The organism is Streptomyces sp. DH12 (genome assembly GCF_020873895.1).
GTDB lineage: Bacteria > Actinomycetota > Actinomycetes > Streptomycetales > Streptomycetaceae > Streptomyces.
Map to the genome: position 1 here is coordinate 142,057 of NZ_JAHWGT010000001.1, position 25,686 is coordinate 167,742.

Genomic DNA, 25,686 nt, shown 5'->3' on the forward strand with positions numbered 1-25,686 from the left:
CGAAAGATCAGCACGGTGCTGGGGAGGCACGTATGGGGTGGGTGGCAGCGGGCGACTACGAAGTCGCCCTCGACGACGGGAAGGTCGTCTGCCGCAACGCGACCGGACGGCGGCTGAAGTCCGTACCGGCCAAGATCGCCGAAGACCCGGCCGTGGTCGGCCTGCGGCAGCTCGTCGAATGGCTGGAGCGGCACGAGCGCCGGTGCCTGGACGACGTGGAGCGCTGGATGGTCCGCTCCCTGCCCGTGCCCCTCGCCGTGATCGAACGGGTGTGGCCCGACCCCGCCTGGCAGACGGCCCTGCGCGACCTCGTCGTCTCGGGGGACGACGGGGAGGTGGCCGGGTTCCTGCGGGACGCCGCCCCCGGGCGCGGACTGGGCCTGGTCGACCTCGACGGTGAAACGGTCCGCATCAGCCCCGCGCTGGTCCGCGTCCCGCACCCGGTCCTCCTGGAGGACCTGGAGGACCTGCGCGAGTTCGCCGTCGAGCTCGGGGTCGAGCAGCGCGTCGGACAGCTCTTCCGCGAGGTGTGGCACCGGCCGGCCGACCACGACCCGGAAAGCGGCAGCGTCGACACGTACGCGGGCGGCGCCTTCAAGGAGCTGCGCTTCCTGCACGGCCGGGCCACCCAGCTCGGCTACCGGGTGCGGGGCGGCCACGCCGTCTGCCCGGTGCTGGAGGACGGCCGCTTCACCGAGGCCCGCGTGTGGATCGGCGACTACGACGGCTACGAGGAGACCGAGACCGGCCCCCTCACCTGGACGGACCGCTCCGGTCGGACGCTGAGGGCGGGCCAGGTCGGGCCCGTCGCCTGGTCGGAGGGGATGCGCATGGCGGCCGCGCTGCACGCCGGACGCGACATCGAGGACGAGGAGCGTGCCGCATGAGCACCCACGACCACACCACCGAGGCCACCCTGCTGGAGTCGGGCGCGATCCTGCCGCCGGGCGGCAGCGGCCGCGAGGACGCCGACACGCTCACCGTGCGCACCTACTCGCACGCCGCGCTGGACGACCGTCGCGTCGTCCGCCTCGTCCCGGGCACGCTCGGTGAGGCGGAGGACCTCGCCCTGGAGTTCCTCGGCCTCGCCCGTGAACCGGAGACCCCCGAGGTCGGCCGGATCCGCCGCGAGACGCTCGGCTTCCCCGCCTGGGCCCTCGTCAACGACCCGGCGAACGGGCGGCACGCCCTCGCCCTGGTGAAGGACGTCGAGCGGCTCGCCCGGCAGGCGAAGTCCCGCGCCGGCGCCGCCAAGCAGGGCTTCGAGGCCCTCGGCGAGCGCCTGGGCCGCACCGTCCCGCACTTCCTGCCGACCTTCTACGAGCAGGCCGCGCGCATCTTCCTCCGGCACGAGAACACCACGTACGCCGCCGCGTTCTTCGGCAGGGCCCGCGAAGCGGAGCGGGTGCACCGCCTCGCCGTCGACGAGGAGCGGCAGCGGGCCGTGTTCCTGGAGTTCGCCTTCGCCGGCGCGCTCACGGTCAAGGCCCTCAAGGAGCACGTCAAGGACCTCGCCCACCGGCTGGAACCGGCCGAGGCGTGGGCGCAGTACCGACAGCTGGCCGTCGAGCGCTGCGCCGCCGGCATGCCCCCGTACGCCTCGCTGCCGCAGGACGCCCGCGCCCTCGTCAGGGCGGCCGGGCTCGACCGGGTCGCCGAGGAGTGCGCCCTCGTCGCCGACCTGGTCGCCTCACCCGCCGTCGTCCGCGCACCACGCACCTTCTGGACCACCTACCGGCCCGCTCTCGCCGTTCTCGCCGGGCAGCGCCCCGAGGTGAGGGCCAGGCTGCTGGAGATCCTTCCGAGGGAGCTCGGCAGCGGCGTCGAGGACGACGAGTGGTGGCTGGGGCTGCTGGCGGAGACGGGGGCGGACACCCTCCTCACCGGCGAGACCCGCGAGACCGGGGAGACCGGCGGGACTGGGGAGACCGGGGAGACCGGCGGGACCGGGGAGACCGGGGAGACCGGCGGGGCCGGGGAGACCGGCGGGACCGGTCGGGGCGACGGGGCCGGAGGGGCCGGTGGAGTCGGCCGGGTCCACCCGGCCGCCGGCGCCGACGGTCGGGTGGACCCGGCCGAGTGGCTCAGCCGGTGGGCCGCCCACCGCAAGCACGGTGCCGTGGCATCCCGCCGGTCCGCGGCCACCCTCGACCTTGTCGCCCGCATGGCGCCGCGGCTGCGCGCCGACGGTCGTCCCGTCGACCTCTTCACCGGCCGCTGGCGCTCCGGCGCCGAACCCGACCTGCTCGACCTGTGCGTGGCCGCCGGCATCCCCCTCACCACCCCGCCCGCCGACGCGCACCTGCCCCTCGACGGTTGGCTCGCCGACCAGGGCCCCGGACGGCGCGACCTGACCGCCCTCGGCGCCGACCCGCGCTTCCGCGACCTGCTCCACCGCGCGGTCGGCGCCCTCGGCGAGAACCGGCCGACCCCGGAGATCCTCGACGGTGTCGCCGCCCACCCCGTGCTCGGCGGCGTCCTGCGCGACTGGCTGGCCGGCGCGGCCGACGCCCTCGACGGCGCCGAGGGGCTGCCCGCCGCGCGCACCGCGCTCAACCGGCTCCGCCTGTTCCGCTCCGTCGCCGCGCGCGTCAACCCCGACGCCACCGCCCGCGTCGCCCGCCACGAGGCCGCGCCGCTCCTCGGCCGGACCCTGCGCGCGGGCATCCTCGACGAGCTGGGCTGGCCCGAGCTCGACGACGCCGTGCGGCGGCTCGACGAGGCCCCGAAGAAGGGCCACGACGACACCGTCCACGTCACCGAGGCGTGGCCCGCGCTGGTCCTCTCCCGCGGCGACCGGGCCGTCGTCGTCGGCCCCGACGGGGTGCTCCTCGAACACGACCTGCGCATCCCCGGCGCCCCCGACCGGTGGCGCCGCCCCCACTTCCGGTACACCGACGGCGAACTCCTCGTCGTGTGGTGGCACGAGGGCAAGCAGCTCGGCTACTGGTCGAACCGGCCCACCGAGGTGTTCACCGTCGGCGGCGAGAACCTCTCTCCCCGCTGGTGGTACGACGGGACCGGCACGCCCTCCCTGCCGCTGCCCGGTGGCGGCCGCGCCACCGGCGGGCGGGCCCTGCACGCCGGTGACACGGCCCTGCCGCCCGGACGCCCCGTCCTCGGCGACGGCACCGGGTACTGGCGCCAGGGCCGGCAGTCGGGCCGGGCCGTGTGGCTGGAGTACGACCCCGCGACCGGCACACACGGCCGCGCCTCGCTCCCCGCCTTCCTGCGGTCCGGCATCCGCGACGACGCGCGGCTCCTCCAGGACGCCTGCGAGCTGCTGCCCCTCCAGCCCGGTCTGGAGAACAGCCCCTTCGGAACCGACGGCACCGTCCTCGGCCGCTGGGTCCGCACCGAGGGCGAGGGAGCCGGCACCCGCACCACCACCGGCACCCCCGACGGCCGGACCGTCACCCTCACCGCCGGACCCGACGGCACCGCCCCCACCCCGCTCGGCGCGCTGCGCCTGCCGGGCGGTGCCGCGCCCGTCGTCGCGCTCACCCGCAGCGGCGTCGTCCTCCTCCCCGGCGGCGGCCCCGGCACCGCCGAACCGGGGCCCGGCACCGCCGAGCTGGGCCGCGTCACCCCGGGCAAGCCGGGTGGGGAGTTCGCCGCCGGCACCCGGTACGTCCCGCCCGTCGCCTTCTGGCACGCGCTGCGGCCCCGCGACGAGCACGGCTCCCGCGCCCTGCGCGCCCTCACCGACGAGCGGGCGGCGGAGCTGCTGACCACCACCGCCCGCGCCCTGGCCGAGCACCGGGCGGCGGCCACCGCGGCCACCGGCGCCGACCGCGCCGCCACCACCGGGCCGACCGCCGAGGACGTCGCCCGCCTCGCCGTGGCGCGGGCCCTGCCCGCGCTCACCGACGAGCGGCTGCTCATCGGCGTCACGGCGGTCGTCCGCGCCGCCGTCCGGCACGCCGAGGCCGCCACGGCGTACGCCACGCCCGACACCCCCCGCAAGGCCGGACCCGGGACGACCGAGATGTTCGCCCACGTCAGCCCCGAGAGCGGCGACGACGAGACGCTCCGCCGCGCCACCACGGGCCTCACCGTCGAACACCGGTACTCCTGGTGGGGGAGCGACCGGCGCTGGAGCGCCCTGCGCCAGGTCCACGCCGTCAACCACGTCCTGTCCGGCAGGCCCGCCGACGGCAGGCCGCTGCCCGGCGCCGAACGCCTCAACGCCCTCGACGGCGGCTGGCGCGGCGACGCGCACACCGCCCCCGCCATGGGCGCCCACTGGCCGCCCTTCCTCACCGCCCTGCGCCCCCTGGCCTACCGTGCCACCTCGCCCGCCCTGCCCGACGACGAACGCCGCGCGCTCCTCCTGCTGTTCGACGCCCTCACCGAAGGCCCCCTCGCCGCGCCCACCGGCCGGCTGCGGGAGGTGGTCCTCAGCGAGAAGCACGACCACCAGCAGCGCGTCGGGCAGGTCCTGCGCCGCGACGGCAGGACCGTGGTGATCCTCGCCTCCGAGGGACGCGACGACCGCCGCGAGCGGGTCTCCTGGCTCGCCCTCGACCACGACCCCTCCGGCGTGTTCGGCGCGGTCGCGCACTTCACGCTGCGGGAGGAGACCGACCGCACCCCCGACTGCCCCGCCGAACTGCTCACCACCGTCACCCGACTGGTCCGCGACAAGGGCCCCGCCCCCTGGCGGGACGACGCGGTCACCGCCCTCACCGACGCGTGCGCGCCCGGCCTCGGCCCCGTACAGGCCACCCTCCTGCTCGCCGGGCTGCCGCAGCGGCCGACCGCGGAGACGTCGGCCGTCACGGGGCTGAAGACCCGCCAGTACGCGCTCGGCGGCCAGCTGCTGCGGACGGTGGACGAGGCCGACCGGGCCGCGCTCGTCGCCGCCCTCCTCCCGCAGGACCCCGAGGAGCTGTGGACGGCGGGCCCCGACACGGCCGCGGCCGCCCACCAGTGGGCGGCGCGCCTCGGCTCCCGCGTCCGCCTCCCGGAGGACGTCGCCGCCGAACTGCCCGACGTCCAGCCCGGCACGGCGGAAGCCGTGCTCGGCCCCGGGCGCACACCCTGGCTGAGCCGCACCACCGTCCAACGGCCCGACGCCGACGGCGACCTCGTCCCCGACGACCCCGCCGCCCTGCCCGCCCCCGGCCACCTGACGGGAGCCGTCCACACCCTGGCCGCGCTCGCCTACCACCTGCCGTACGGCCACCCGCTGCGCACCGCGCTGCCCGCCGGCCTCGCCGCCCTGCGCGGCCGCCTCGCCGACCCCGGACTCCTCCTCGACCCGCACGTGTCGTGGACGGAGAAGGGAACGGCCACGGCCGTCGGGATCCGCAAGGCGTACGGGCTCGCGCCCGTCGGCGGCACCGACGCCCGCGGCCTCACGCCCGTCGGCGACGCCCTCGTCCTGCGCCCCTGGTACGGCGACACCGAAGCCGTACTGCTGCGCCCGGCCGCCCTCACCGGGTCGGACGACCCCGTCCTCGGCCTGCTGGAGGGGCTCGTCGGCGCGCGGGCCGGCAGCGCCCTGCACGCCCTGCGGACCGTCCTCGGCGACGACCTGGCCCGCACCCTCGCCGCCGGCGCCGCCGACGGGTGCCCCGCCGGCCACGCCCAGGACCCGACCGTCAGCGCCCCGGCGCTCGTCGCCGAGGTCGCCGCGCACCACGGCCTGAGCGAGGACGCGGCGGCGCTGTACCTCCAGCTCCTCGCCCTGCCCGACCCCACGGACCGCAACTGCGCGCGCTGGACCGGCCTGCGGCCCGCCCGGATCAGGGAGGCGCGTGCCGAACTCGCCGCGACCGACCTCGTCGTCGAGGCCAAGAGGGCCCGTGCCGGCCGCACCCTCTTCCTGCCCTGCGGCTGGCGCGACCTGAAGGCCCCGGCCCTGCCGCTGGAGACCTGGAAGGAGGGGCTGTACCCGGTACGCGAAGGGACCCGCGTGCTGCCCCTGCTGCCGGTGCCCGAACTGTTCGCCCGCGCCTGGGACCGCGTACGCGCCGGCGACGCACCCGCCTACGAGGAACTGACCACCCGAGCCACCCGGAAGGGCCGCCGCCGATGAGCACCACCGCCACCACCCCCTCCACCCCCCGCGCCACCCCCGGCGGCCGGCAGATCGTCCCGCCGGAGGAGCGCCACGCCACGGAACTGGCCTTCCTCGCCGCCTACGACGACGGACCGCGCCCGCCCGCCTGGCGGCTCACCCCGCGCGCCGCCGTCACCTTCGTCATGGGCAGCGACGGGCGGACCCTGCGCCTCCCCGACGACGCCCCCGCCCCCGAGGGCGTACCGCGCCGCCTCGTCGTCGAGGGAAAGTTCGTCGGCGACCGCGCCCTCGTCGAGCGGTGCGTCGTCACCCTCGCCGGGGAGCGCGGCCTGCTGCTCGTCGGCGAGCCCGGCACGGCCAAGTCGATGCTGTCCGAGCTGCTCTCCGCCGCCGTGTGCGGCACCAGCGGACTCGTCGTCCAGGGCACCGCGGGCACCACCGAGGACCAGCTCAGGTACGGGTGGAACTACGCCCTCCTCCTCGCCCAGGGCCCCAGCCGCCACGCGCTCGTCCCCTCGCCCGTGCTCACGGCGATGCGCCGCGGCGCCATCGCCCGGGTCGAGGAGGTCACCCGCTGCCTGCCCGAGGTGCAGGACTCCCTGGTGTCCCTCCTCTCTGAACGACGCCTCTCCGTCCCCGAACTGGCCGGCACCGAAGACGCCCTGGCCCACGCCGCGCCCGGCTTCAACGTCATCGCCACCGCCAACCTGCGCGACAAGGGCGTCTCCGAGATGTCCGCCGCCCTCAAGCGCCGCTTCAACTTCGAGACCGTCGGCCCCATCGGCGACCTCGAAGCGGAGACCGCGCTGGTCCGCCGGCAGTCCCGGGCCGCGGTCGAGCGCGCCGGAGCGGCCTTCCACGTCGACGACACCGTCCTGGAGGCCCTCGTCACCGCCTTCCGCGACCTGCGGGAGGGCCGGTCGTCCGAGGGGTGGGAGGTGGAGCGCCCCTCGACCGTGATGAGCACCGCCGAGGCCGTCTCCGTCGCGGGTGCGCTCGGCCTCGCCGCGGCGTACTTCCCGGGCGACCGGGACGTCCTCGGCCTCCTCCCCGGCCACCTGCTGGGCGTCGTCCGCAAGGACGACCCCGCCGACGCGGCCCGGCTGCTGGGGTACTGGGACGGCCCCGTGCGGCGCCGCGCCGAACAGGGCTCCGCCACCTGGCGCACCCTGTGGGACCTGCGCGCCGTCCTGGAGGGCTGACAGCCGTGACCCCCCTCTCCCCGGACGAGGCCGTCGCCGCCCTCACCGACCCGGCCGGCCCCTACCTCATCGGCGTGCGGCACCACGCGCCCTCCCTCGCGGCAGTCGTCCCCGCCCTGCTGGAGGAGGCCGCACCGGACGTGCTCCTGGTGGAGCTCCCCGCCGAGATGGGCGAGTGGCTGCCGTGGCTCGCCCACGAGGGGACCCACGCCCCGGTCGCCCTGGCCGCCGTGCCCGGCGGCCGCGGCGGCGCGGGGGAGGGCGGCGCCGGGCCGGCCTTCCACCCGTTCGCGGACTTCTCGCCGGAACTCGTCGCCGTCCGCTGGGCCGCCCGGCACGGCGTCCCGGTGGTCGCCTGCGACCTGCCGCTCGCCGACGCGGCGTGGCGGGCCCCCGCCGCAACCACCGCACCCGCCTCCTGCCGGACCGCGCCCGGGATCCACGACGCCCTGCGCTCCCGCCTCACCGGACGCCCGGGCGAGGACCTGTGGGACCGCCTCGTGGAAGCCGCCGCCCCCGGCTCCCCACCGCACGCGGTGCGCCGCGCCGCCCTCCTCACGGGCTGGGCGCTGCGCGAGGACGCCACGGCCGGAGGCGGCGTCAGCCCGCTGGACCTGCGCCGCGAGCGGTGGATGCGTACGGCTCTGGCCGCCGCCACGGTCAACGGCGAGCGGGCGGCGGCCGTCGTCGGCGCCTTCCACGCCCCGGCGCTGGCGCCGGCCCTCGCACCGCCCGACACGGACGGCCCGGACGCCTTCGACGGTACGGACGGCTCCGGGCCCACGGACGGCACGGACGGCTCGGGCGGGGGCCGGTCCGCCTGGACGACGTCGCTCATCCCCTACACCTACGCCCTCCTCGACGCCCGGTCCGGGTACCCGGCCGGCATCCGCGACCCCGAGTGGCAGCACCTCGTCCTGACAGCCGCCCAGGACCCCGCCGCACACGAGGACGTCCTGGTCCGCGCGGCCGTGCGGATCTGCGCCGAACTGCGCTCCCTCGGCCATCCCTCGGGCCCGGCCGACGCCCGCGAGATCAGCCGCCTCGCCGGTGACCTCGCCCGATTGCGGGGACTTCCCGCCGCGGGCCGAGGCGAACTGGTCGAGGCCGTGCAGACGGTGCTCGCGCAGGGCGAGCCGTACGGCAGGGGCCGGGCCGTGGCGCGCGCCATGGAGCGCGTCCTCGTCGGCGACCGATGCGGCCGCCTCGCGCCGGACGTGCCCCGCAGCGGCCTCGGACCGGCGGTCGAGGCCGAACTGGCGGAACTGCGGCTGCCCGGCCCCGGTCCCCGGTCGGCCGACGCCGTGGACCTGCGGCTCGACCCGCTCCGCTCCGACCTCGACCGCCGCCGGGAACTGGCGCTGCACCGGCTCGGCGTGTGCGGAGTGCCGTACGCGCAGGCCCGCGAGGTCGCCGGCACGGGAGGCGGTGACGCCCTCACCTCCCGGTGGGAGGTGCGCTGGACGCCCGCGACCGCGGCGGTGCTCGCCGCCGCCGGCGCCCGCGGCGTGACCCTGGCGCAGGCCGCCGAGGGGGTACTGCGCGAAGGCCGCCGCGCCGAGGCCGCCGACGGCGGACCCACGGCCGCGCAGGTCCTCCTCGGGCTCGAACAGGCGGCGCGGTGCGCCCTGCCCGCGCTCGTCGACGCCCGCCTCGCCGAGGTCGCCGAGGTCCTGCCCGCGACGGCCACGCTGCCGGAGCTGCTCGCCGGGCTGTCCTTGACGGACCGGGTGCGCGCCGGGCACGTCCCCGGTCTCGACGCGGACGAGGACCGGCTGCGGGCGGTGACGGAGACGACGCGACTGCTCACCGCGGCCGCCGTCCGCCAGATCGACGGCCTCACCGGCTCCGAGGACCCCGCCGACGCCCGCGCCCTCGTCGAACTCGCCCACCGCGCCGACCTCCTGGGAGGTGTCCGGCCGGCCGCCGCCCTGGCGCGCCTCGCCGACGACGGTTCCCCGCTGATGCGCGGCGCGGCCGGCGCCGTACGGGTCCTGCTCGGGCACGAGGAGGCCGCGCGCTTCGGCGCGCGCGCCGCCTCGTGGGTGGACGCGGCCGGGGACCCGCCGTCGCGCTCGGCCCTCACCGCGCGCCTCGCCGGGCTGCTGACCGCGGCGGGCCCCCTGCTGGAGACGGCCGCCGCGGCGCTGGACCCGCTGCTCGACCGTGTCGCCGACCTGCCCGACGAGGCGTTCCTCACCCGCCTGCCCGCGCTGCGCGGCGGCTTCGACACGCTCAGCCCCGCCGCCCGGGACCGCCTGCTCGCCGTCGTCGAGGAGCGGCTCGGCGCGGGCGTCGCGGACACGGGTGACGCCGATCCCGCCGCCCTCGCCCTGTGGGCCCGCGCGGACCTCGCCGCACGCGCCGCGCTGCACCGGCTGGAGCTGCTGCCCCCGCCCCCGTCCGGGCCGGCGCCGGAAGCAGCGGCCGCAGCGGCGGGCGGGCCGGCGCCCTCGCACACCGCTGCCGGCGAGGCGGCCGTACGGGACGCCCCACCGGCAGCCGACCGCCCGGTGGTGCGGACCCCCGACGACACCCCGACGCACCTCACGCCGTACGGGACGCGCCCGGCGTACCCGGAAGCAGCGGCGGGGGAGCGAAGATTGGCGGCGGCCGACCGCTGGCGGCTCGTGCTGGGCCGCCGCGCCGACCGGCTGCCGCCCGCGGCCGGCGCGCTCGCCACCGCCCTCGACGAGCTGTACGGCACCGGGCGGGGCGAGGGCAGCCGGGGCGGCCGTCCCGGCGGACCCGGAGGTGGCCGTGAAGCACCGTATCCCGGGGTCCGCGAGTGGTCGCGGGAGCTGGCGGCGCTGTTCGGGCCGGGCGTGCGCGAGGAGGTCCTCGCGGCGGCCGCCGCGTCCGGCCGCGCGGACGTCCTCGCCGAGCTCGACCCGCGCGGCGTGCGCCCCTCCGTCGAACTGCTGCGCACCGTCCTTCGCCACGCCGGAGGACTGCCCGAGGCGCGGGTGGCCGCGCTGCGCCCGCTGGTGCGACGCCTGGTGGACGAACTCACCCGGCAACTGGCCACCCGTCTGCGGCCCGCCCTGCACGGCACGGCCCTGCCCCGCCCCTCCCGCCGCCCCGGCGGCGGCCTCGACCTGGCGCGCACCCTGCGGGCCAACCTCGCGACGGCCCGCCCCGGCCCCGACGGCACGGTCGCGATCGTCCCGGAGCGGCCGGTCTTCCGCACCCGCGCCCGCCGGACCGCCGACTGGCGGCTCGTCCTCGTCACCGACGTGTCCGGGTCCATGGAGGCGTCGACGATCTGGAGCGCCCTCACCGCCTCGGTGCTGGCCGGGGTACCGACCCTCTCCACGCACTTCCTGGCCTTCTCCACCCAGGTCGTCGACCTCACCGACCACGTCCACGACCCGCTGTCCCTCCTGCTGGAGGTGAGCGTGGGCGGGGGCACCCACATCGCCGCCGGACTGCGCCACGCCCGTGAACTGGTCACCGTGCCGTCCCGCACCCTCGTCGTGGTGGTCAGCGACTTCGAGGAGGGCCACCCCGTGGGCGGGCTCCTCGCCGAGGTCCGCGCCCTGGTCGGCGCGGGCTGCCACGTCCTCGGCTGCGCGAGCCTCGACGACTCCGGCCGTCCCCGCTACTCCACGGGCGTCGCGGCGCGGCTCGTCGCCGCGGGCATGCCCGTGGCCGCCCTCAGCCCGCTCGAACTCGCCCAATGGGTAGGGGAGAAGATCTCATGAGCCCGCACCTGCCGGCCGTCGCCCCCGCGGTGACCGCCGAACTCGTCGCCGCGCTCCCGCCCCGGCTGCGCAAGCGGCTGGACGGCGGCGTCGCGAAGCTCTCCGCCCGCCCGGTCGTACGCGACGGCGACGTCGTCCGGATCGCCCTCGACGACGACACCACCCTCGAACTGCACGCCCCCGGCGGCACGGTGACGACCGCCGAGGCGGTCCGCTGCGGCTGCCTGCTCGCGCCGGCCTGCCTGCACCGTGCCGCTGCCGCGTCGGCGGCGCCCGTCGCCGACACGGCAGTCGACACCGAGACCGGCACCGGAGCCGACACCGATCCCGCACCGGAGGCGGAAGCGGACCAGGAGACGGAAGACCAGGACACGGAGCGAACCCGGCCCGAGGGGCCCACGGCCGCGCCCGACGGCCACCCGAGCCCCGACGCCCCCGCCGCCGACGGCACCCCCGCACCGGACGGCGAGGCCCCGCACGGCTCGCGCGCCACCGCCGGACAGGGCGCCGCCGCCGAGGCGGTCCTCGGGGCCGCGGCCGCCGTGCTCGACACCGGCACCGACGGCGCCGGCGCGGTCGCCCAGGCCGAGCTGCTCCGCGCCGCCCACGCCGCCCGCCTCACCGGACTGCCCCGCACCGCCGCGACGGCGGTCGCCGTCGTCAACGGCCTGCGTGCCGCGCGGTCGGCGGACCCGGCGTATCGACTGGCCGAGCTCTCCGGGCGGCTCCGCGACCTGCTCGCCACCGCCCACCGCCTGCCGCACGCCACCGGGGCCGAGCTGACGGAGCTGCGGGGCACGGCCCGCCGCGCCTACACCCCCGAGGGGTCCCTCCGCCTCCACGGCCTGTTCTGCGAGCCCGTCGTCACGGCGAGCGGCTACGCCGGCGCCGTCACCTGGACCGCGGATGCCGAGGGCCGGCTGTACACCGTGTCGGACGTCGCGCCGGGCGGTCCCGCCCGCGCCGCCGGCGCCGCCGACCGCGCGGTACGGCTCGGTGACACGGCGCTCACCCACCGCCGGCTCTCCCGCGAGGGCCTCGCGGTATCCGGCGCGACCGTCTCCGCGGACGGCAGGCTCGGCGCCGGTTCCGGCGTTCGGGCCGTACGCGCCCGGGGTGCCGGGTGGCACGAGGACCCACTCGACCGCCTGTGGGCCGTCCCGGTCGCCGAACAGGCCGCGCGCGCCCTGGCCGGCGAGCGGCACGGGCTGCTCTTCCTCGACCTCACCGTCACCGGCACGGTCCGGGAGGCCGCCGGCGACTGCCTCCTCGCCGACTGCGGGGGCGTGACGGTGCGCCTCACCGCCGCCGACGACCACCCCGACCTCGCGTACCGGGAGAACCTCCGCCTGCTCGCCGAGACCGCGGGCACGCCGCTGCGCGCGGTCGCCCGCCTCGTCCCCGCCTCCCACGCCCGCGCCGGGCTCCTGGCGGTCACACACCCCACCGACGCGGGGGTCCGCCTCGATCTGGGCCTCGACCGGCTCCGGCGCGCGGACCTCGCACCGGCGGCCGCGACGAGCGGGCCTGCCGCGCCGGCGGCGGCCGCGCCGGCGGCGGCCGCGCCCGGTACAGCCGCCGACCGGTCCCCGCTGCACCTCCTGCGCCGCCGCGTGCACCAGGCGGTCTCGGGCGGGCGCCGGATGCTCGCCCTGGACCGGGACGCCGCCGCCGACGCGCGGCACCTGCGCCGGCAGGGACTCCCCACCGCGGCCGACCTGCTCGACCGGCTCCACGCCGCCGCCGCGGACCGCGGCCGCGACCCCTTCGGGCGCCTTCTCCCGGCGGACACCGGGCACTTCGCACGGTCGTGGCTCGCGGCCGCCGTCTACGCGGACGAGGTCGACCGCGCCCTGTGCGCGGCCGCCTGGGGCGGGGAGGTGTGACGGGGGAGGCGTCAGCCTTCGGAGCGGCCGTGGGGCGGGCGGGCTCAGGGCCGCCGGCGGTCGAAGAAGTCGACGACGAGCGGCAGGGCACGCTTCACCGAGGTGTTGTGGTCGACGGCCCCCACGTCGGTGAGCACGTGGTCGGCGCGGTTGCGCTCCGGTTGGGCGGCGCAGTGCCGCGCGTGCGCGAAGACGACGTCCTGGTCCCCGCTGCCGTGGAAGAGGCGCACGGGGACGGCCGGCCGCCAGTCGCAGGTGTGGTCCAGCACGCGCAGCCTGCGTGCGAGGTCGCCGTCGGGCTTCCTGATCCGGTCCAGGAAGGCGGGGGTGAACAGCTCGCGCGAGGTGGCCGGCAGCGCCTCCTTGAGGTCGCGGGCGCTGTGGCGGCCGTCGAAGAGCTCCTCGATCCGCTGGTCGTAGGGGGCGCGGAACGCCTCGGCGGGTGTGTCGTAGAGGCCGTACATGCGGTTCCAGGCGGTGGCGAAGTAGGCGAGGTACAGGGGCGCGTGGTCGACCGCGTCGTCGGCCGCCGCGGCCTCGAAGGCGCTCAGCGCGAAGGGGCCGGCCACGGGGGCCAGCGCACCAGCCCGGAAGTACGGGTCGCGGCCCTGCTCCCGCAGGGCCCGGCCCACCAGCATCGTCGCCGGGCCGCCCTGCGAGAACCCGCTGATCAGGACCTCGCGCGCCAGGTCGCGGCCGGTGCTCCGGGCGAGGGCGCGCGCGGCGCGCAGCCCGTCCACGGCCGCGGAGACGGTCGCGGCGGGATCGCCGTACGGGTGGAACCCCTCGCCCCTGCCGAGGCCGACGTAGTCCGGAGCGGAGACCGCCCGTCCGGTGGACGCGAAGAGGAGCGCCGCCCGCCGGTCGTTGGAGGCGGGGTTGACGGAGGCGACCTCGTCGCGGTGGACGGTGGTGCCGTGCAGCCAGGACACGACCGGCAGGGTGGCGCGCCGGGTGTGCGGCAGGACGACGAGCTGGCTCGCCGTGGTGGGGGCGCCGGCGCTGTCGGTGGTGCGGTACAGCACGCGGTACCAGGTCGCCCCGTACCGCACCCGTGAGGCGTCGATGTCCGCCTCACGGAGGCTCAGCGAGACCTCCGCCGCGGTCATGCCGCCCCTTGCCTCGACGGCCACGACCGTCCCCGGCGCGGCGGCCCGACCACCCCCGCGGGCGAGCGTGGACCCGGTGCTCGCGGCCGACGCGGACGGTGCGGTGGTCGTGGCGGTCGCGGCGGGGGCGGCCAGGAGCGCGACGGCGGCCACGGCCGCCACCACGGGGGCCACGACGACGGGACGGGACCCCGGCGGCTTGCGGTGGGTGATGTCCATGCCCCGATGCTGTCCCGTCGCGCCGCGGGGCGACACGGGGCGGCCGCCCCGGCGGTCGGGGGGCCGGCCACCCGGGGTTCCCCTAGGGGGCCGGCCGCCCACCAGGCGCTGTCACGGGGTCACGGCGCCATCTCGTACGCGCCGGACAGCGCCTCGACGCGCTGCCAGACCCGGGCCGAGCGCTCCTCGTCGACGACCGGCCGCCGCACGGCGCCCAGCGCCCACGCCTGCTGGGCCTCGGTGGCGGAGTCCTTGCCGTGCAGTTCGACGGCGTGCGCGGAGAAGTCCCGCACCAGGACGGCGAACAGCTCGTCCAGCACGTCCTCGTCGAGCCCGGTGAGGCCCGCCTGCTCCAGGATCAGCTGGCCGTGGACGACCAGCGCGAAGAGCTGCCCGACGGAGAGGAGCAGGTCGAGGTCGCGGCTCTGCTCCTCGTCCGGTGCGGCGGTGGTGACGAACGCGCACAGGGCGTCGGCCTGCTCGCGGAAGCGGCCCACGTTGGGCAGGTGCGCGTACGTGTCGAACGCCGGCCGCCAGTCGTGGAAGCGCACCGACCCGAGGCCGCGCGCCGGACCCTGCCGGAAGAGGAACTCGTCGTCGGCCGCGTCGAGCCGGGTCGGCACGGGCGCGTAGTCGGCCGGGTCGAGGAGGTGGTTGCGCAGGAACTTCAGGATGAGCGCGAGGTTGACGTGGACCGTGCCCTCCAGCTTCGGCAGCCCGCGGATCTCGACCGCGGCCTGGGCGAAGTAGTTGTCCTTCTCGAAGCCCTTGGCGGCGATCACGTCCCACATCAGGTCGATGACCTTCTCGCCCTCGGTGGTCACCTTCATCTTCGTCATCGGGTTGAAGAGGAGGTAGCGGCGGTCGTCGGGACCGGCCGAGCGGAAGTAGTCGACGGCGCGGTCGCTGAACAGCTTCATGCCGACGAGGCGGACGTACGCGTCGGTCAGCTCGCGGCGCACGTGGGGGAAGGCCGTGACGGGGCGGCCGTACAGGATCCGGTTGTGGGCGTGGGTGACGGCCTCGTACATCGCGTGCTCGCAGATGCCGATGGAGGCGGTGCAGAGGTTGAACTTGCCGACGTTCACGGTGTTGAGGGCCGCGTCGAAGGCGGCGCGGCCGGTGTGCAGGACGTCCTCGGCGGCGACGGGGTAGTCCTCCAGGCGGAACTCGCTGACGTACTTGGAGGAGTCGACGACGTTCTTCACCAGGTGGTAGGCGGGGTGGCGGCTGTCCGCGGCGAAGAAGACGTACCCGTCGGGGCCCTCGACGTCCGTGCGGCGGCCGAAGACGGAGACCAGGCCGGCGGCGTTGCCGTTGCCGATGTAGTACTTGGACCCGGTGGCCCGGAAGCCGCCCTCGCCGTCGGGCTCCAGCAGCATGTCGGTGGAGTAGATGTCGGCGCCGTGGTTCTTCTCCGACAGGCCGAAGGCGAACACCTCCCCCTCGGCGAGGAGCCGCGCGGCACGCGCGCGCGCCTCGGCGTTGCCGCTCTGCCAGACCGGGCCGAGCCCGAGGATGGTGACCTGCCAGGCGTACCAGTAGTCGAGGCCGTAGAAGCCGAAGATCTCGTTGAGGGCGGCGATGCGGGCGGTGTCCCACCGCTTGTCGGCGTGCCCGTCGGCGGCGCCGGCCGGGGTGAGGAAGGTGGCGAAGAGCCCCTCCTTCGCGGCGAAGTCGAGGAAGTCGCCCAGCCACGCGCGGGAGCGGTAGTCCTCGATGATCCGGCGCTTGCCGCGGCTCTCGAACCAGTCGACCGTCGCCCGCAGCAGCCTGCGGGTCTCGGTGTCGAAGTGCGCCGGGTCGTAGGTGCGCGGGTTGAACAGCAGCGGGTCGGCCATGGGGTCCGCCTTCCTGGTGAGGGTCGTGGATCGCGAGTGGTGGTGGGTGGTCGTGGGTCGCGGCGGGGCCGCCGGCGCGCGGGCGGCCCCGCCGCCGGGCCGTACCGTCGCCGGTGCGGACCGTCGGTGGGCGCAGCCGGTGGGCGAGCGGGGCCCGGGGCGGTGCGGCTCAGCCGCCGCCGACGGGGCCGCCGCCGGCCGGACCGGTGCGGGCGAGGCGGCGCAGGGTGGCGAGGACGTCGTCGAGCCAGGCGATCGTCATCCGCTCGTACGCGATGCCGCCCCGCAGCACCACGTGCTGCAGTTCGCGCCCCGCGTCGGGTCCCGTGCGGTCGGCGGTCGCGGCGTCCCGGGCGTCCGGGGGCGGGAAGTCGCGCGCCTCGCCCGCGAGGTAGTGGGCGAGGCGCTCGGCGTGCGCCCGCCGGTGCCGCTCGACCTCCGCGACGAGCGCGGCGGGGTCGTCGAACGCGGCGCCCCGGATCCGTACGGCGAGGTCGTGGCGGAGGCTCTCGGGTTCGACCGGCTCGCGCAGCCACGCGGAGAGGGCGGCCCGCCCCGCGGGGGCCACCGAGTACTCCCTCTTGTCCGGGCGGCCCTGCTGGGGCACGTCCCGGGCGTCGACCCAGCCGTCGCCCTCCATGCGCTTGAGGACGCGGTAGATCTGCTGGTGCGTCGCGGTCCAGAAGTGGCCGATGGACCGGTCGAACCGCCGGGCCAGCTCGTAGCCGGAGCCCGGCTGCTCCAGCAGCGAGACGAGGATCGCGTGGTCGAGCGCCATGCCCCGATCTTCTATGCAACTTGTTGCATAGACAAGTCGCGCAGCCCCGGTGAGACGCGGCTCACCCCGGGTCGGAAGGGTGGCCCCCGGTGCCGCCCGAGGCGCCGCGGGAACCCGCCGGAGCGCCGTCGGCGCCCCCTTCTGCCACCCGGACGAAATGGGTCAGGCGTGTTGCCCGCGCTTCGGGGCACCCGGTGGGGGCGAGCGCGGGTCACGCCGCGCACTGTTCAGGAGGAGTGACGGTGACGCTCAGTGTGGGAGTGGAAGAGGAGTTCCATGTCCTCGAAGTGGAGACCGGGAAGCTGGTCCCGCGCGCCGGGGACGTGCTCCAAGGGCTGCCGAAGGGGCGTTACACCACGGAGCTCCTGCAGTCGACCGTCGAGTCGAACAGCGACGTGCACACCACGATGGACTCCCTGTGGGCCGACCTGATCGAGTCCCGGGGACGCCTCGGCGGCAACGCCGCCGCCAACGGGCTGGCCGTCGTGGCGGCCGGCACCGTGCCGTTCGCCGGCACGGGCGCGGGCCGGGTGACGCCCGACCGCCGCTACCGCCACATGGTCTCCGAGTACCGGCAGATCGCCGACGAGCAGCTCATCTGCGGCACCCACGTCCACGTCGACGTCCCCGACCGCGACACCGCGGTCCGCATGATGTGCCTGATCTCGCCCTGGGCACCGGTCCTGCTGGCGCTCTCCGCGAGCTCGCCCTTCTGGGACGGGTCGGACACCGGGTACGCGAGCTGGCGCACCATGCTCTGGCAGCGCTGGCCCACCGCCGGCCCCGCCGGCTGCTTCCCCGACGCGGCCGCCTACGACGCCGCCGTCGCGGAGCTGATCGACTCCGGCGTGGTGACCGACCCCGGGATGATCTACTACGACCTCCGGCCCTCCGACCACCAGCCCACCCTGGAGCTGCGCGTCTGCGACTCCTCGCCGAGCGCCGAGACGGTCGTCCTGGTCGCCGCGCTCTTCCGGGCCCTGGTGATGCGCGCGACGAGCCGCTTCGAAGCAGGCGGCTCCGCGTCCGCGCGCTGCGGCGGCCGACACGAATGGCTGCGCGCGGCCACCTGGCGGGCGGCACGCTCCGGCCTGGAGGGCGATCTGATCGACCCCGTCTCCCGCCGCCCCGCCCCCGCCGCCCGCGTCGTCCGCACGATGCTGGCCCGGCTCCGCCCGGAGCTGGAGGCGTGCGGTGACTGGGAGACCGTGCGGGAGCTGAGCGAGAAGGCCCTCGCCGACGGCAGCGCCGCGCACCGGCTGCGCCGCATCGCGGCCCAGGACGACCTGCTCGCCTGCGTGGACGAGCTCATCGCGCTGACCCGCGGCGCGGACGGCCGGCGCGACCGCGCCCCGGCGCCCGCGAGGCCCGCCCGGACCGGTCTGCGCCGCGGCCCCGTGGAGCCCATCGGCGGCTGACCGCCACCACGCGGCGGCCCCCCGCACCCGGGCCGGGCCGCCAGGCAAGACGAAGCACACGAGAAGGAGGATCCGCATGTCCGGCGATACCACACCCCAGGGTCGCCCACCGGCCGGAGGCACCCGTCGGCCCGGCCGCGAGGCGGCCGAGGCGCTCACCCCGGGGGGTGACACGCGATGTGCGGCCTGAGCGGCGAGATACGCTTCGACGGCGGCCGCGCCGACACCGACGCGGTACGGCGCATGAACGACCGGCTGGCCCCGCGCGGCCCCGACGGCGAGGGCCTGTGGAGCCGGGGCCCGGTGGCCCTCGGCCACCGCCGGCTGAAGATCATCGACCTGTCGGACCGGGGCGCCCAGCCGATGACGGACGGCTCCGACGCCGCCGCGACCGGCGTCTTCAACGGCTGCCTGTACAACTACCAGGACCTGCGGCGGGAACTGCAGCGCCTCGGTCACCGCTTCGTGTCCACCTCGGACACGGAGGTGCTGATCAAGGCGTACCTGGAGTGGGGTGTCCAGTGCGTCGACCGCTTCCTCGGGATGTTCGCCTTCGCCCTCCTCGACCACCGCACCGGGCAGCTCGTCCTCGGCCGGGACCGGCTCGGTATCAAGCCCCTGTACCTGGCGCCCGGCCCCGGCCGGCTGCGGTTCGCCTCCTCGCTGCCCGCCCTCCTCGCCGCCGGCGGGGTGGACACCTCCATCGACCCGGTCGCCCTCCACCAGTACCTGACGTGGCACGCGACCGTCCCCGCCCCCCGCACGATCCTCAACGGCGTGGCCAAGCTCCCCCCGGCCACCGTCCGCGTGGTCGAGCCGGACGGCACGTACCGCGACCGCCACTACTGGCAGCCGTCGTACACCCGCCGCCCGGAGCACGACGGGATGAGCGCGGACGAGTGGCGGGACGCCGTCCTGGAGGCGCTGCGCGTCGCCGTCCGCCGCCGCATGGTCGCCGACGTGCCCGTGGGCGTGCTGCTCTCCGGCGGCCTCGACTCCAGCCTGGTCGTGGCGCTCCTCGCCGACGAGGGCCAGCGCGACCTGGCCACGTTCAGCGTCGGCTTCGAGTCGGCCGGCGGCGAGCAGGGCGACGAGTTCCACTACTCGCGGCTCATGGCCCGTGAGTTCGCCACCGACCACCACGAGCTGATGGTGCCGTCCACCGAGGTCTCCGGCGCGCTCGACGCCGCCGTCGCCGCCATGGCGGAGCCCCAGGTGAGCCACGACGTCATCGCCTTCCACCTGCTGTCCCGGCAGGTGTCCGAACACGTCAAGGTGGTGCAGAGCGGCCAGGGCGCCGACGAGGTCTTCGCCGGCTACCACTGGTACCCCCGCCTCGCCGTGCCGGTGCGCGAGGACGCGCCCGACGCGTACGCGGAGGCGTACTTCGACCGCACGCACGCCGACCTCGCCCGCATCGTGCAGCCGCACATGCTCCCCGACGAAGACGTCGCGACGCGGTTCGTCCGGGAGCACATGGCCGCCCCCGGGGCCGAGACGGCTCTCGACGCGGCCCTGCGGCTGGACACCCACGTCATGCTCGTCGACGACCCGGTCAAGCGGGTCGACAACATGACCATGGACTGGGGCCTGGAGGCCCGGGTGCCCTTCCTCGACCACGAGCTGGTCGAGCTCGCCGCGGCCTGCCCGCCGGAGCTGAAGCTCGCCCACGACGGCAAGGGCGTGCTCAAGGAAGCCGGCCGCAAACTGCTGCCGGCCGAGGTGGTGGACCGGCCCAAGGGGTACTTCCCGGTCCCGGCCATCAAGCACATGGCCGGTCCGGTCCTGGAGCGGGTGCGCGAGGCGCTGGACGCCCCCGCGGCCAAGGCGCGCGGCGTCTTCCGGGAGGAGTACGTGGCGGAGCTCCTCGCGGCGCCCGACGAGCACCGCACGAGGCGAGGAGCGAACGGCCTGTGGCAGGTAGCGTTGCTGGAGCTATGGCTGCAGAAGCACGGCATCAACTGACCGGTCCCCGGCGGGACGAAGGCGACGCCCCGGTCGCCGCCCCCTCGGCCGTCCTCCTGGCACCGGCCGAGGGGGGCCGGGACGAACCGGTGCGGCTCACCGCGCACGGCTGCTGGTACCCGTCGGCGGACCCGTACGGCGCGCAGGTCGCGTTCGTCTGCGACCGCGGCGGCGTGCCGCAGCTGTGGACCGGACCGGTCGACGGCGGCGAGGCGCATCTCCTCGACGCCGGGCCGGACCCCGTGTCGGAGGTGGCGTGGTCGCCGGACGGCCGGTGGATCGCCTACACCACCAGGCCCGGCGGCGGTGAGCACTCCCGCGTGCTGTGCGTACGCCCCGACGGCACCGGGCGCCGCGTCCTCGCGGGCGCCGAGCCCGGTACCTCCGCCTACCTGGGGTGCTGGCTCCACGACGGGTCCGCCCTGGCCGTCACGGTCGCCGCCCCCGCGGCGGGGGCGGGCCCGGCGCCCGGCGAGCCGGCGCCGGGCGAGGCGGAGCCGGGCGACCCGTCCTTCGCCGGGCTCCCGGCGGGCTGGCGGGAGCGCGACGGACGCGCCGTGCTCCTCGGCGGGGCGCACCGCGGCGATGTCGACCCCGCCGTCCGGCCGCCCGTCGTCGTCCTGCCCGACGGGACGGCGTACCGGCCGGGGGGCCGCCGCCGGTTCGACGAACTGTTCACCGGCGCGCCGTACCCCCCGGTGGACGGCACCCGCCTCGACCTCGACGGCGACCACCTCGACGGGACGCTCCTCGACGGGGCGCACCGTGACGGGACGCTCCTCGACGGGACGCTCACCGGTCTGACGCGTCCGGACGGGACGCGCGCCGGCACGGCCGGCGGACCGGGCCCCGGCGGGCCGACGGTGCGCGCGGGCAGCGGCCTGGCGGCCTACCTCGTCGACCCGGACGGCGTGGGCGCGCCGGTACTGGTCGCCGTCGAGCGGACGGCGGCCACCCTGCGCATCTGCGATGTCAGCCGTGACGGCCGGCTCGCCGTCCTGCGGCGCGGGCCCCGCAACCGGCGGGAGGCCGTGGTCGTACGACTGTCCGACCTCGGGACGGCCGCGGCCGTCCCGGTCGCGGACGGCGACCCGTGGATCGGCGCCTTCTCGCCCGACGGGCGCCGGCTCTGGCTGCGCAGCGACGCCGACCGGGAGTTCGCCGCCCTGCTCGCCGCCGACCTCGCGCCCGACGGGAGCATCACCCGGCTGTCGGTCGCGGCCGAGCGCGACGGTGTCGACCTGGAACTGCTCGCGGTGGCCCCCGAGGGTCGCGGCGCCTTCCTCGCCTGGAACGACGGCGGGCTGAGCGAGCTGGAGTTCCGTCCGCTCACGCAGCCCCCGAAAGCCCCGGCGACCCCGGATGCCCCGGCCACCCCGCCCGGCACGGAGGCACCGCAGCCCCCGCCCGCTCAGGGCGCCCCGGAAGACCCCGAGGCGTCCGACCCGGGGAGGACCGTGACCGAGGCCGGCCGCGAGGTCCCCCTGCCCCACGAGGTCGCCACGCGGGTCGCGCCCGCCGGCACCGGCGGGGCGGCCGTCGTCGCGCTCAGCGGCTCCCAGCGCCGCCCCGGCCTCTGGTGGCTGCCCGCCGCGGGGGCGCCGCTGCGGACGCCGTGGTCCTCGCGCGACGAGGACGCGGTACCGCCCGGCCGCCGGCCCACGCGGCCCGTCCTGCACCGCTTCACGGCGCGCGACGGCACGCCGCTGAGCGGTTGGTACTACCGGGCCCCCGGACGCGGCCCGAACCGGCCGGCGCCCTGCGTGATCCACCTGCACGGCGGCCCCGAGGAGCAGGAGCGGCCCGTCCTGGACCCGCTCTACCACGAGCTGCTGGGCCGAGGCTTCGACGTGTTCGCGCCGGACGTGCGCGGCTCGTCCGGCCACGGGCGGACCTTCGTCGACGCCGACCTCGGCACCGGCCGGTTCGCCGCGCTCCAGGACGTCGCCGACTGCGCCGCGCACGCCGTCCTCGCCGGCCCCGCCGACCCGGCGCGGCTGGGCGTGATGGGCCGCTCGTACGGCGGCTACCTCGTCATGGCGTCCCTGGTCTGGCACCCGGAGCTGTTCCGCACCGGGGTGGCCGTGTGCGGCATGTCCGACCTCCAGACGTTCTTCGCCGGGACGGAACCGTGGATCGCCGAGTCCGCCGCCCACAAGTACGGCCACCCCGAGCGGGACCGCGAGCTGCTGCGGTCGCTCTCCCCGCTGCACCGGATCGACGCCCTGCGGGTGCCGGTGCTGGCCGTCCACGGCGAGCACGACACCAACGTGCCGCCGGGCGAGTCCGAGCAGTTCGTACGGGCCGCCCGCGAGCGGGGGATCCCCGCCGAGCTGCTGACGCTCCGCGACGAGGGGCACGACTTCCAGCGGGCGGACAACCGGCGCCTCTTCCGCCGCACCGCGGCCGACTGGCTGGAACGCCACCTGGTCGGCGGGGGCAGCGGCACGGTGCCCTTCGGACACGGCGAGGAGTGAGCCGCGGGACGCACGGCGCCGCCCGCCGGCCGGACCCCGCCCGCCGGACCCCCGTGCGTCCGGCGAGCGGCGGTCCCGGCCGGCAGGCGGCGGTCCCGGCCGGTGGTGGGGCCAGGGCATCCCGCCCCCACCACCTCCACGGCGGCTAGCGCACGTGGTACTGCCCCTTGGCGTGGACGTTCACCGACACGTTCTTGCCGGCGATCAGCTGGACCCGGTGGGCCTGGCCGGTGGTGTTGTGCCACACCAGGGCGGTGTGGGCACCCGGGTGGACCCACCCGGAGCAGCCGAGGTCCCAGCCGCCGCCGAACGGCTCGACGCAGAACCGGACCTTCTTGCCGCCCGAGGACACCAGGTCGACGTCGACCCGCTGCCCCGGGTTCACGGTCAGCTGTCCCGAACAGCCGGTGTAGGCGATGCCCCCGGTGATCAGGCAGTCCAGGGTGTGCGTCGCGGCCTGCGCCGGCGCGGCCGAGGCGAGGCCGCCCGCCACGGTGAGCGCGGTGAGGCCCGCGAGCACGGCCCTGCGCAGCCGCCGGGCCGGTCGGACGGTACCGCCCTCGGCGGAGGCGCGGAGGGCCGGTGCGAGCGAGGTGGTGTGCATGGGTGTGCTCCTTCTTTCCGGGCAGGTCGAGCTGCCGGCGGGACGGATGGATGCAGCGGACCGGCCCCGTGGCCGGGACCGCCGTCGGGACGCGCCGCCGACCGTGACGGCGCCGACGGTGGTCGGCCGCCGGCGCCGCAAGGCGCCTCCACATGGCGGAAGGCGCTGGTCGGACGAGGCACCGCCCGGCGCGGCAGCCCGTCGGACCGGGCCGCCGGAGGGGCGGTGAGCACCATGGGAGCAGCCCGCGGGAAGCCGGACAAGCGGGTCCCGCACGCTTCACCGAGTCCGGGATCCCGACCCTTGTGACCTGCTGGGACGCTCCCGTCCCGGGACGGGAGCGGGGCACCGGGGCACCGGGACGGGAGCGGGGCACCGGGGCGGCGGGGCACCGGGGCGGCGGACGGCGGATAGACGGCGGGCGGACGGCGGGTCGACGGCGGGGAGCGCGGGCGTCCGCTCGCCCCGGGGTAGGGCAGCGCCGAAGCCGTGTCCGATTTCGTACAGTAGGGGGTGGCTCGCCCGCCCCCGGGCGAGCGCGGGTGGCGCCCCGCGGTGGTTGCCCGCGCCGTCCCCGGCCCCACCCCGTCCGTATCGGAGCTGTCCAGTGGTCATGCGGCATCGCCCCAGCGGAGCGGAGGGCGGCCAGGAGGGACTGTTCTCCGTCGACGACCTCGCCGCGGCCGCCCGGCCCGCGGAGGCGGGCGGGACGCGCCGGCGCGCCTTCCGCGACTCGCCGGAGGCCCGCCGGATGCTCGACGTCACCGAGATCCACGCCGAACCCCGGGCGGCCGCCTCGCCCCGGGGCCGGCAGATCATCGCCCGCTTCCCCGAGGCGCGCGTCCTGGAGACGGACTCGCACTGGCGCATCCCCCACCTCCACGGCAACGAGGGCAACGCGGAGCGCTGGGTACGCGTCAAGCGCCGGACGCTCGTCCTCGGCGAGCGCTCCTCCCTCACCACGCGGCCCAACGGCCGGTCGGCGGACTGGATCGCCCCCGGGCTCAGCAACGGGTGCGCGATGGCGTGCGCGTACTGCTACGTGCCCCGCCGCAAGGGCTACGCCAACCCCATCACCGTCTTCACCAACGTCGAGCAGGTCGTCCGCCACCTCGCCCGGCACGTTGCCGCCCACGGCACGAAGCCCGAGCCGAACCAGTGCGACCCGCACGCGTGGGTCTACGACATCGGGGAGAACGGCGACTGCTCCGTGGACGACCTGATCTGCGACAACACCGCCGACCTCGTCGAGGCGTTCCGCCGCTGGCCCACAGCCAAGGCGTCCTTCGCGACGAAGTTCGTCAACCCGGACCTGCTGGAACTGGACCCGCAGGGCCGCACCCGCGTCAGGTTCTCGCTGATGCCGCCCGCCGACTCACGGACGCTCGACATCCGCACCAGCCCCGTCGAGCGGCGCATCGCCGCGGCGGCGGACTTCCTCGACGCCGGCTACGAGGTCCACTTCAACCTCTCGCCGGTCGTGGTCCGGCCCGGCTGGGAGCGGGACTGGGCCGACCTGCTGCGGCAGTTGGACGACGTGCTGCCGCCGCGCGTCAAGGAGCAGGCGCGGGCGGAGGTCATCATGCTGACCCACAACGAACGCCTCCACGAGGTGAACCTCGACTGGCACCCGCGCGCCGAGGAACTGCTGTGGCGGCCCGAAGTCCAGCAGCCCAAGCTCTCCCAGAACGGCGACCGGAACGTCCGGTACCGCAACACCGTCAAGTCCGCGTCCGTGGCCACCCTGCGGGGACTGATCGACGCCGAGGCGCCCTGGCTGGACGTTCGCTACGCCTTCTGAGGCAGGCGCCCGCCCCCGCCCCGCCGCTCCGGCACGGGGCGGACCGGGGGCGGACCGGGGCCGGTGGACGGAGCGGAGCCGGGTCAGCGCTGCTCGGTCGTACTGGCGCCGTCCAACGCCTCGCGGACGGTGATCGGCAGCAGTCCCCGCTGCTCGGCCAGGGCCCGCAGCAGCTCGCCGCGCTCGCCACCGTGAACGGGGGACGCGGGGGCTTCGGAGGTGTTCCGCGTCGTCGTCATGGCGGAGACGCCAGAGGCCATACAGGACGACGCATGTCCGCATGGCGCTGAGCAGACCGAAGCGTTCCGCTTCCGCGGCGCGGCGGTGGCTCAGAGAGTGGTGCCGCTACGTGTCCGCCGTCGTCGCGCCCCCGTTTCACCCCGTGCGCCGGGCGGTTTTCCGTCGACTTCTGGCCGTTTCCAGTCGGAAACACCGTGTGTTCAGAGTGTCTTCACAGTCCCACCCCACCTGCGCCATTACTCTTCATTGACCTTGCCTTTAACTTTCCTTGGCCGTGCTCGGCGTGCCCGCCGCGAAGGAAGGAGGTGGTCCGCAGCGTCACCCGCCGAGACCCGGCGCGGCGGCCCGCGTCCCGGCCGCCCCCGCTGCACGCCGCCACCGGGCGACCCCCGTCGCCCTCCACTTGACCCCCCG

The 25,686-nt window shown here is 76.7% G+C and carries 14 protein-coding genes; 9 read left to right on the top strand and 5 right to left on the bottom strand.

Going from position 1 to position 25,686, the window contains the following annotated elements; genetic code table 11:
• Positions 1–32 precede the first annotated feature (32 nt).
• Genes LPA54_RS00690 through LPA54_RS00710 form a run of 5 tightly spaced genes read left to right on the top strand, consistent with a single transcriptional unit; the run spans position 33 to position 12,820 of the window.
• Positions 33–887 carry a DUF4132 domain-containing protein gene (locus LPA54_RS00690; protein ID WP_228973058.1) on the top strand — a complete coding sequence of 285 codons (855 nt, stop codon included), beginning with the start codon at positions 33–35 and terminating at the stop codon, positions 885–887.
• Positions 884–6,043: a hypothetical protein gene (locus tag LPA54_RS00695; protein WP_228973059.1), complete on the top strand. Its 5,160-nt coding sequence runs from the start codon at positions 884–886 to the stop codon at positions 6,041–6,043. The genes LPA54_RS00690 and LPA54_RS00695 overlap by 4 nt, the downstream gene beginning before the upstream one ends.
• Positions 6,040–7,230, top strand: coding sequence for an AAA family ATPase (locus tag LPA54_RS00700; RefSeq protein ID WP_228973060.1), 1,191 nt, complete (start codon positions 6,040–6,042; stop codon positions 7,228–7,230). The genes LPA54_RS00695 and LPA54_RS00700 overlap by 4 nt, the downstream gene beginning before the upstream one ends.
• Positions 7,231–7,235: 5 nt before the next feature.
• Positions 7,236–10,934 carry a DUF5682 family protein gene (locus tag LPA54_RS00705; RefSeq protein ID WP_228973061.1) on the top strand — a complete coding sequence of 1,233 codons (3,699 nt, stop codon included), beginning with the start codon at positions 7,236–7,238 and terminating at the stop codon, positions 10,932–10,934.
• A complete protein-coding gene (locus LPA54_RS00710) occupies positions 10,931–12,820 on the top strand; it encodes a hypothetical protein (protein WP_228973062.1) in 1,890 nt (629 codons plus the stop codon). Before LPA54_RS00705 ends, LPA54_RS00710 begins: the two co-directional genes overlap by 4 nt.
• A 44-nt stretch (positions 12,821–12,864) precedes the next feature.
• Here the strand turns inward: LPA54_RS00710 and LPA54_RS00715 are convergent, their stop codons facing one another.
• From LPA54_RS00715 to LPA54_RS00725, 3 genes are all read right to left on the bottom strand, one after another.
• Entirely contained in the window at positions 12,865–14,148 is a 1,284-nt protein-coding gene (locus LPA54_RS00715) for a hypothetical protein (RefSeq protein ID WP_306806435.1), read from the bottom strand.
• A gap of 119 nt (positions 14,149–14,267) precedes the next feature.
• On the bottom strand, positions 14,268–15,989 hold the full coding sequence (locus tag LPA54_RS00720) for an acyl-CoA dehydrogenase family protein (protein WP_228973063.1): 1,722 nt from the start codon (positions 15,987–15,989) through the stop codon (positions 14,268–14,270).
• Between the two features lie 169 nt (positions 15,990–16,158).
• Positions 16,159–16,767, bottom strand: coding sequence for a PadR family transcriptional regulator (locus tag LPA54_RS00725; protein WP_228973064.1), 609 nt, complete (start codon positions 16,765–16,767; stop codon positions 16,159–16,161).
• Positions 16,768–17,009: 242 nt separating this feature from the next.
• Here LPA54_RS00725 and LPA54_RS00730 point away from each other — a divergent pair, with 242 nt between their 5' ends.
• The 3 genes from LPA54_RS00730 to LPA54_RS00740 all read left to right on the top strand — a co-directional run bounded on the left by LPA54_RS00730 (position 17,010) and on the right by LPA54_RS00740 (position 22,627).
• Positions 17,010–18,185 carry a glutamate--cysteine ligase gene (locus tag LPA54_RS00730; protein WP_228973065.1) on the top strand — a complete coding sequence of 392 codons (1,176 nt, stop codon included), beginning with the start codon at positions 17,010–17,012 and terminating at the stop codon, positions 18,183–18,185.
• A 177-nt stretch (positions 18,186–18,362) separates the two neighbouring features.
• The gene (locus LPA54_RS00735) at positions 18,363–20,150 is read left to right on the top strand and encodes an N-acetylglutaminylglutamine amidotransferase (RefSeq protein WP_228973066.1); all 1,788 of its coding nucleotides are present in this window, start codon (positions 18,363–18,365) and stop codon (positions 20,148–20,150) included.
• A complete protein-coding gene (locus tag LPA54_RS00740; protein ID WP_228973067.1) occupies positions 20,123–22,627 on the top strand; it encodes a prolyl oligopeptidase family serine peptidase in 2,505 nt (834 codons plus the stop codon). The genes LPA54_RS00735 and LPA54_RS00740 overlap by 28 nt, the downstream gene beginning before the upstream one ends.
• 145 nt (positions 22,628–22,772) lie before the next feature.
• Here LPA54_RS00740 and LPA54_RS00745 read toward each other — a convergent pair whose 3' ends face one another.
• Entirely contained in the window at positions 22,773–23,231 is a 459-nt protein-coding gene (locus LPA54_RS00745) for a hypothetical protein (protein ID WP_228973068.1), read from the bottom strand.
• Positions 23,232–23,844: 613 nt separating this feature from the next.
• Between LPA54_RS00745 and LPA54_RS00750 the strand changes: the two genes are divergently transcribed.
• A complete protein-coding gene (locus LPA54_RS00750) occupies positions 23,845–25,032 on the top strand; it encodes a spore photoproduct lyase family protein (protein WP_228973069.1) in 1,188 nt (395 codons plus the stop codon).
• Between the two features lie 83 nt (positions 25,033–25,115).
• On the opposite strand, the gene LPA54_RS00755 is transcribed toward LPA54_RS00750, so the two are convergent.
• Positions 25,116–25,271, bottom strand: coding sequence for a hypothetical protein (locus LPA54_RS00755; protein ID WP_228973070.1), 156 nt, complete (start codon positions 25,269–25,271; stop codon positions 25,116–25,118).
• Positions 25,272–25,686 lie beyond the last annotated feature (415 nt).

Coding starts and splice junctions, on each gene's coding strand:
- LPA54_RS00690 (WP_228973058.1), top strand. CDS start 33: ATGGGGTGGGTGGCAGCGGGCGACTACGAAGTCGCCCTCGACGACGGG.
- LPA54_RS00695 (WP_228973059.1), top strand. CDS start 884: ATGAGCACCCACGACCACACCACCGAGGCCACCCTGCTGGAGTCGGGC.
- LPA54_RS00700 (WP_228973060.1), top strand. CDS start 6,040: ATGAGCACCACCGCCACCACCCCCTCCACCCCCCGCGCCACCCCCGGC.
- LPA54_RS00710 (WP_228973062.1), top strand. CDS start 10,931: ATGAGCCCGCACCTGCCGGCCGTCGCCCCCGCGGTGACCGCCGAACTC.
- LPA54_RS00715 (WP_306806435.1), bottom strand. CDS start 14,148: ATGGACATCACCCACCGCAAGCCGCCGGGGTCCCGTCCCGTCGTCGTG.
- LPA54_RS00720 (WP_228973063.1), bottom strand. CDS start 15,989: ATGGCCGACCCGCTGCTGTTCAACCCGCGCACCTACGACCCGGCGCAC.
- LPA54_RS00725 (WP_228973064.1), bottom strand. CDS start 16,767: ATGGCGCTCGACCACGCGATCCTCGTCTCGCTGCTGGAGCAGCCGGGC.
- LPA54_RS00735 (WP_228973066.1), top strand. CDS start 18,363: ATGTGCGGCCTGAGCGGCGAGATACGCTTCGACGGCGGCCGCGCCGAC.
- LPA54_RS00740 (WP_228973067.1), top strand. CDS start 20,123: ATGGCTGCAGAAGCACGGCATCAACTGACCGGTCCCCGGCGGGACGAA.
- LPA54_RS00745 (WP_228973068.1), bottom strand. CDS start 23,231: ATGCACACCACCTCGCTCGCACCGGCCCTCCGCGCCTCCGCCGAGGGC.
- LPA54_RS00750 (WP_228973069.1), top strand. CDS start 23,845: ATGCGGCATCGCCCCAGCGGAGCGGAGGGCGGCCAGGAGGGACTGTTC.
- LPA54_RS00755 (WP_228973070.1), bottom strand. CDS start 25,271: ATGACGACGACGCGGAACACCTCCGAAGCCCCCGCGTCCCCCGTTCAC.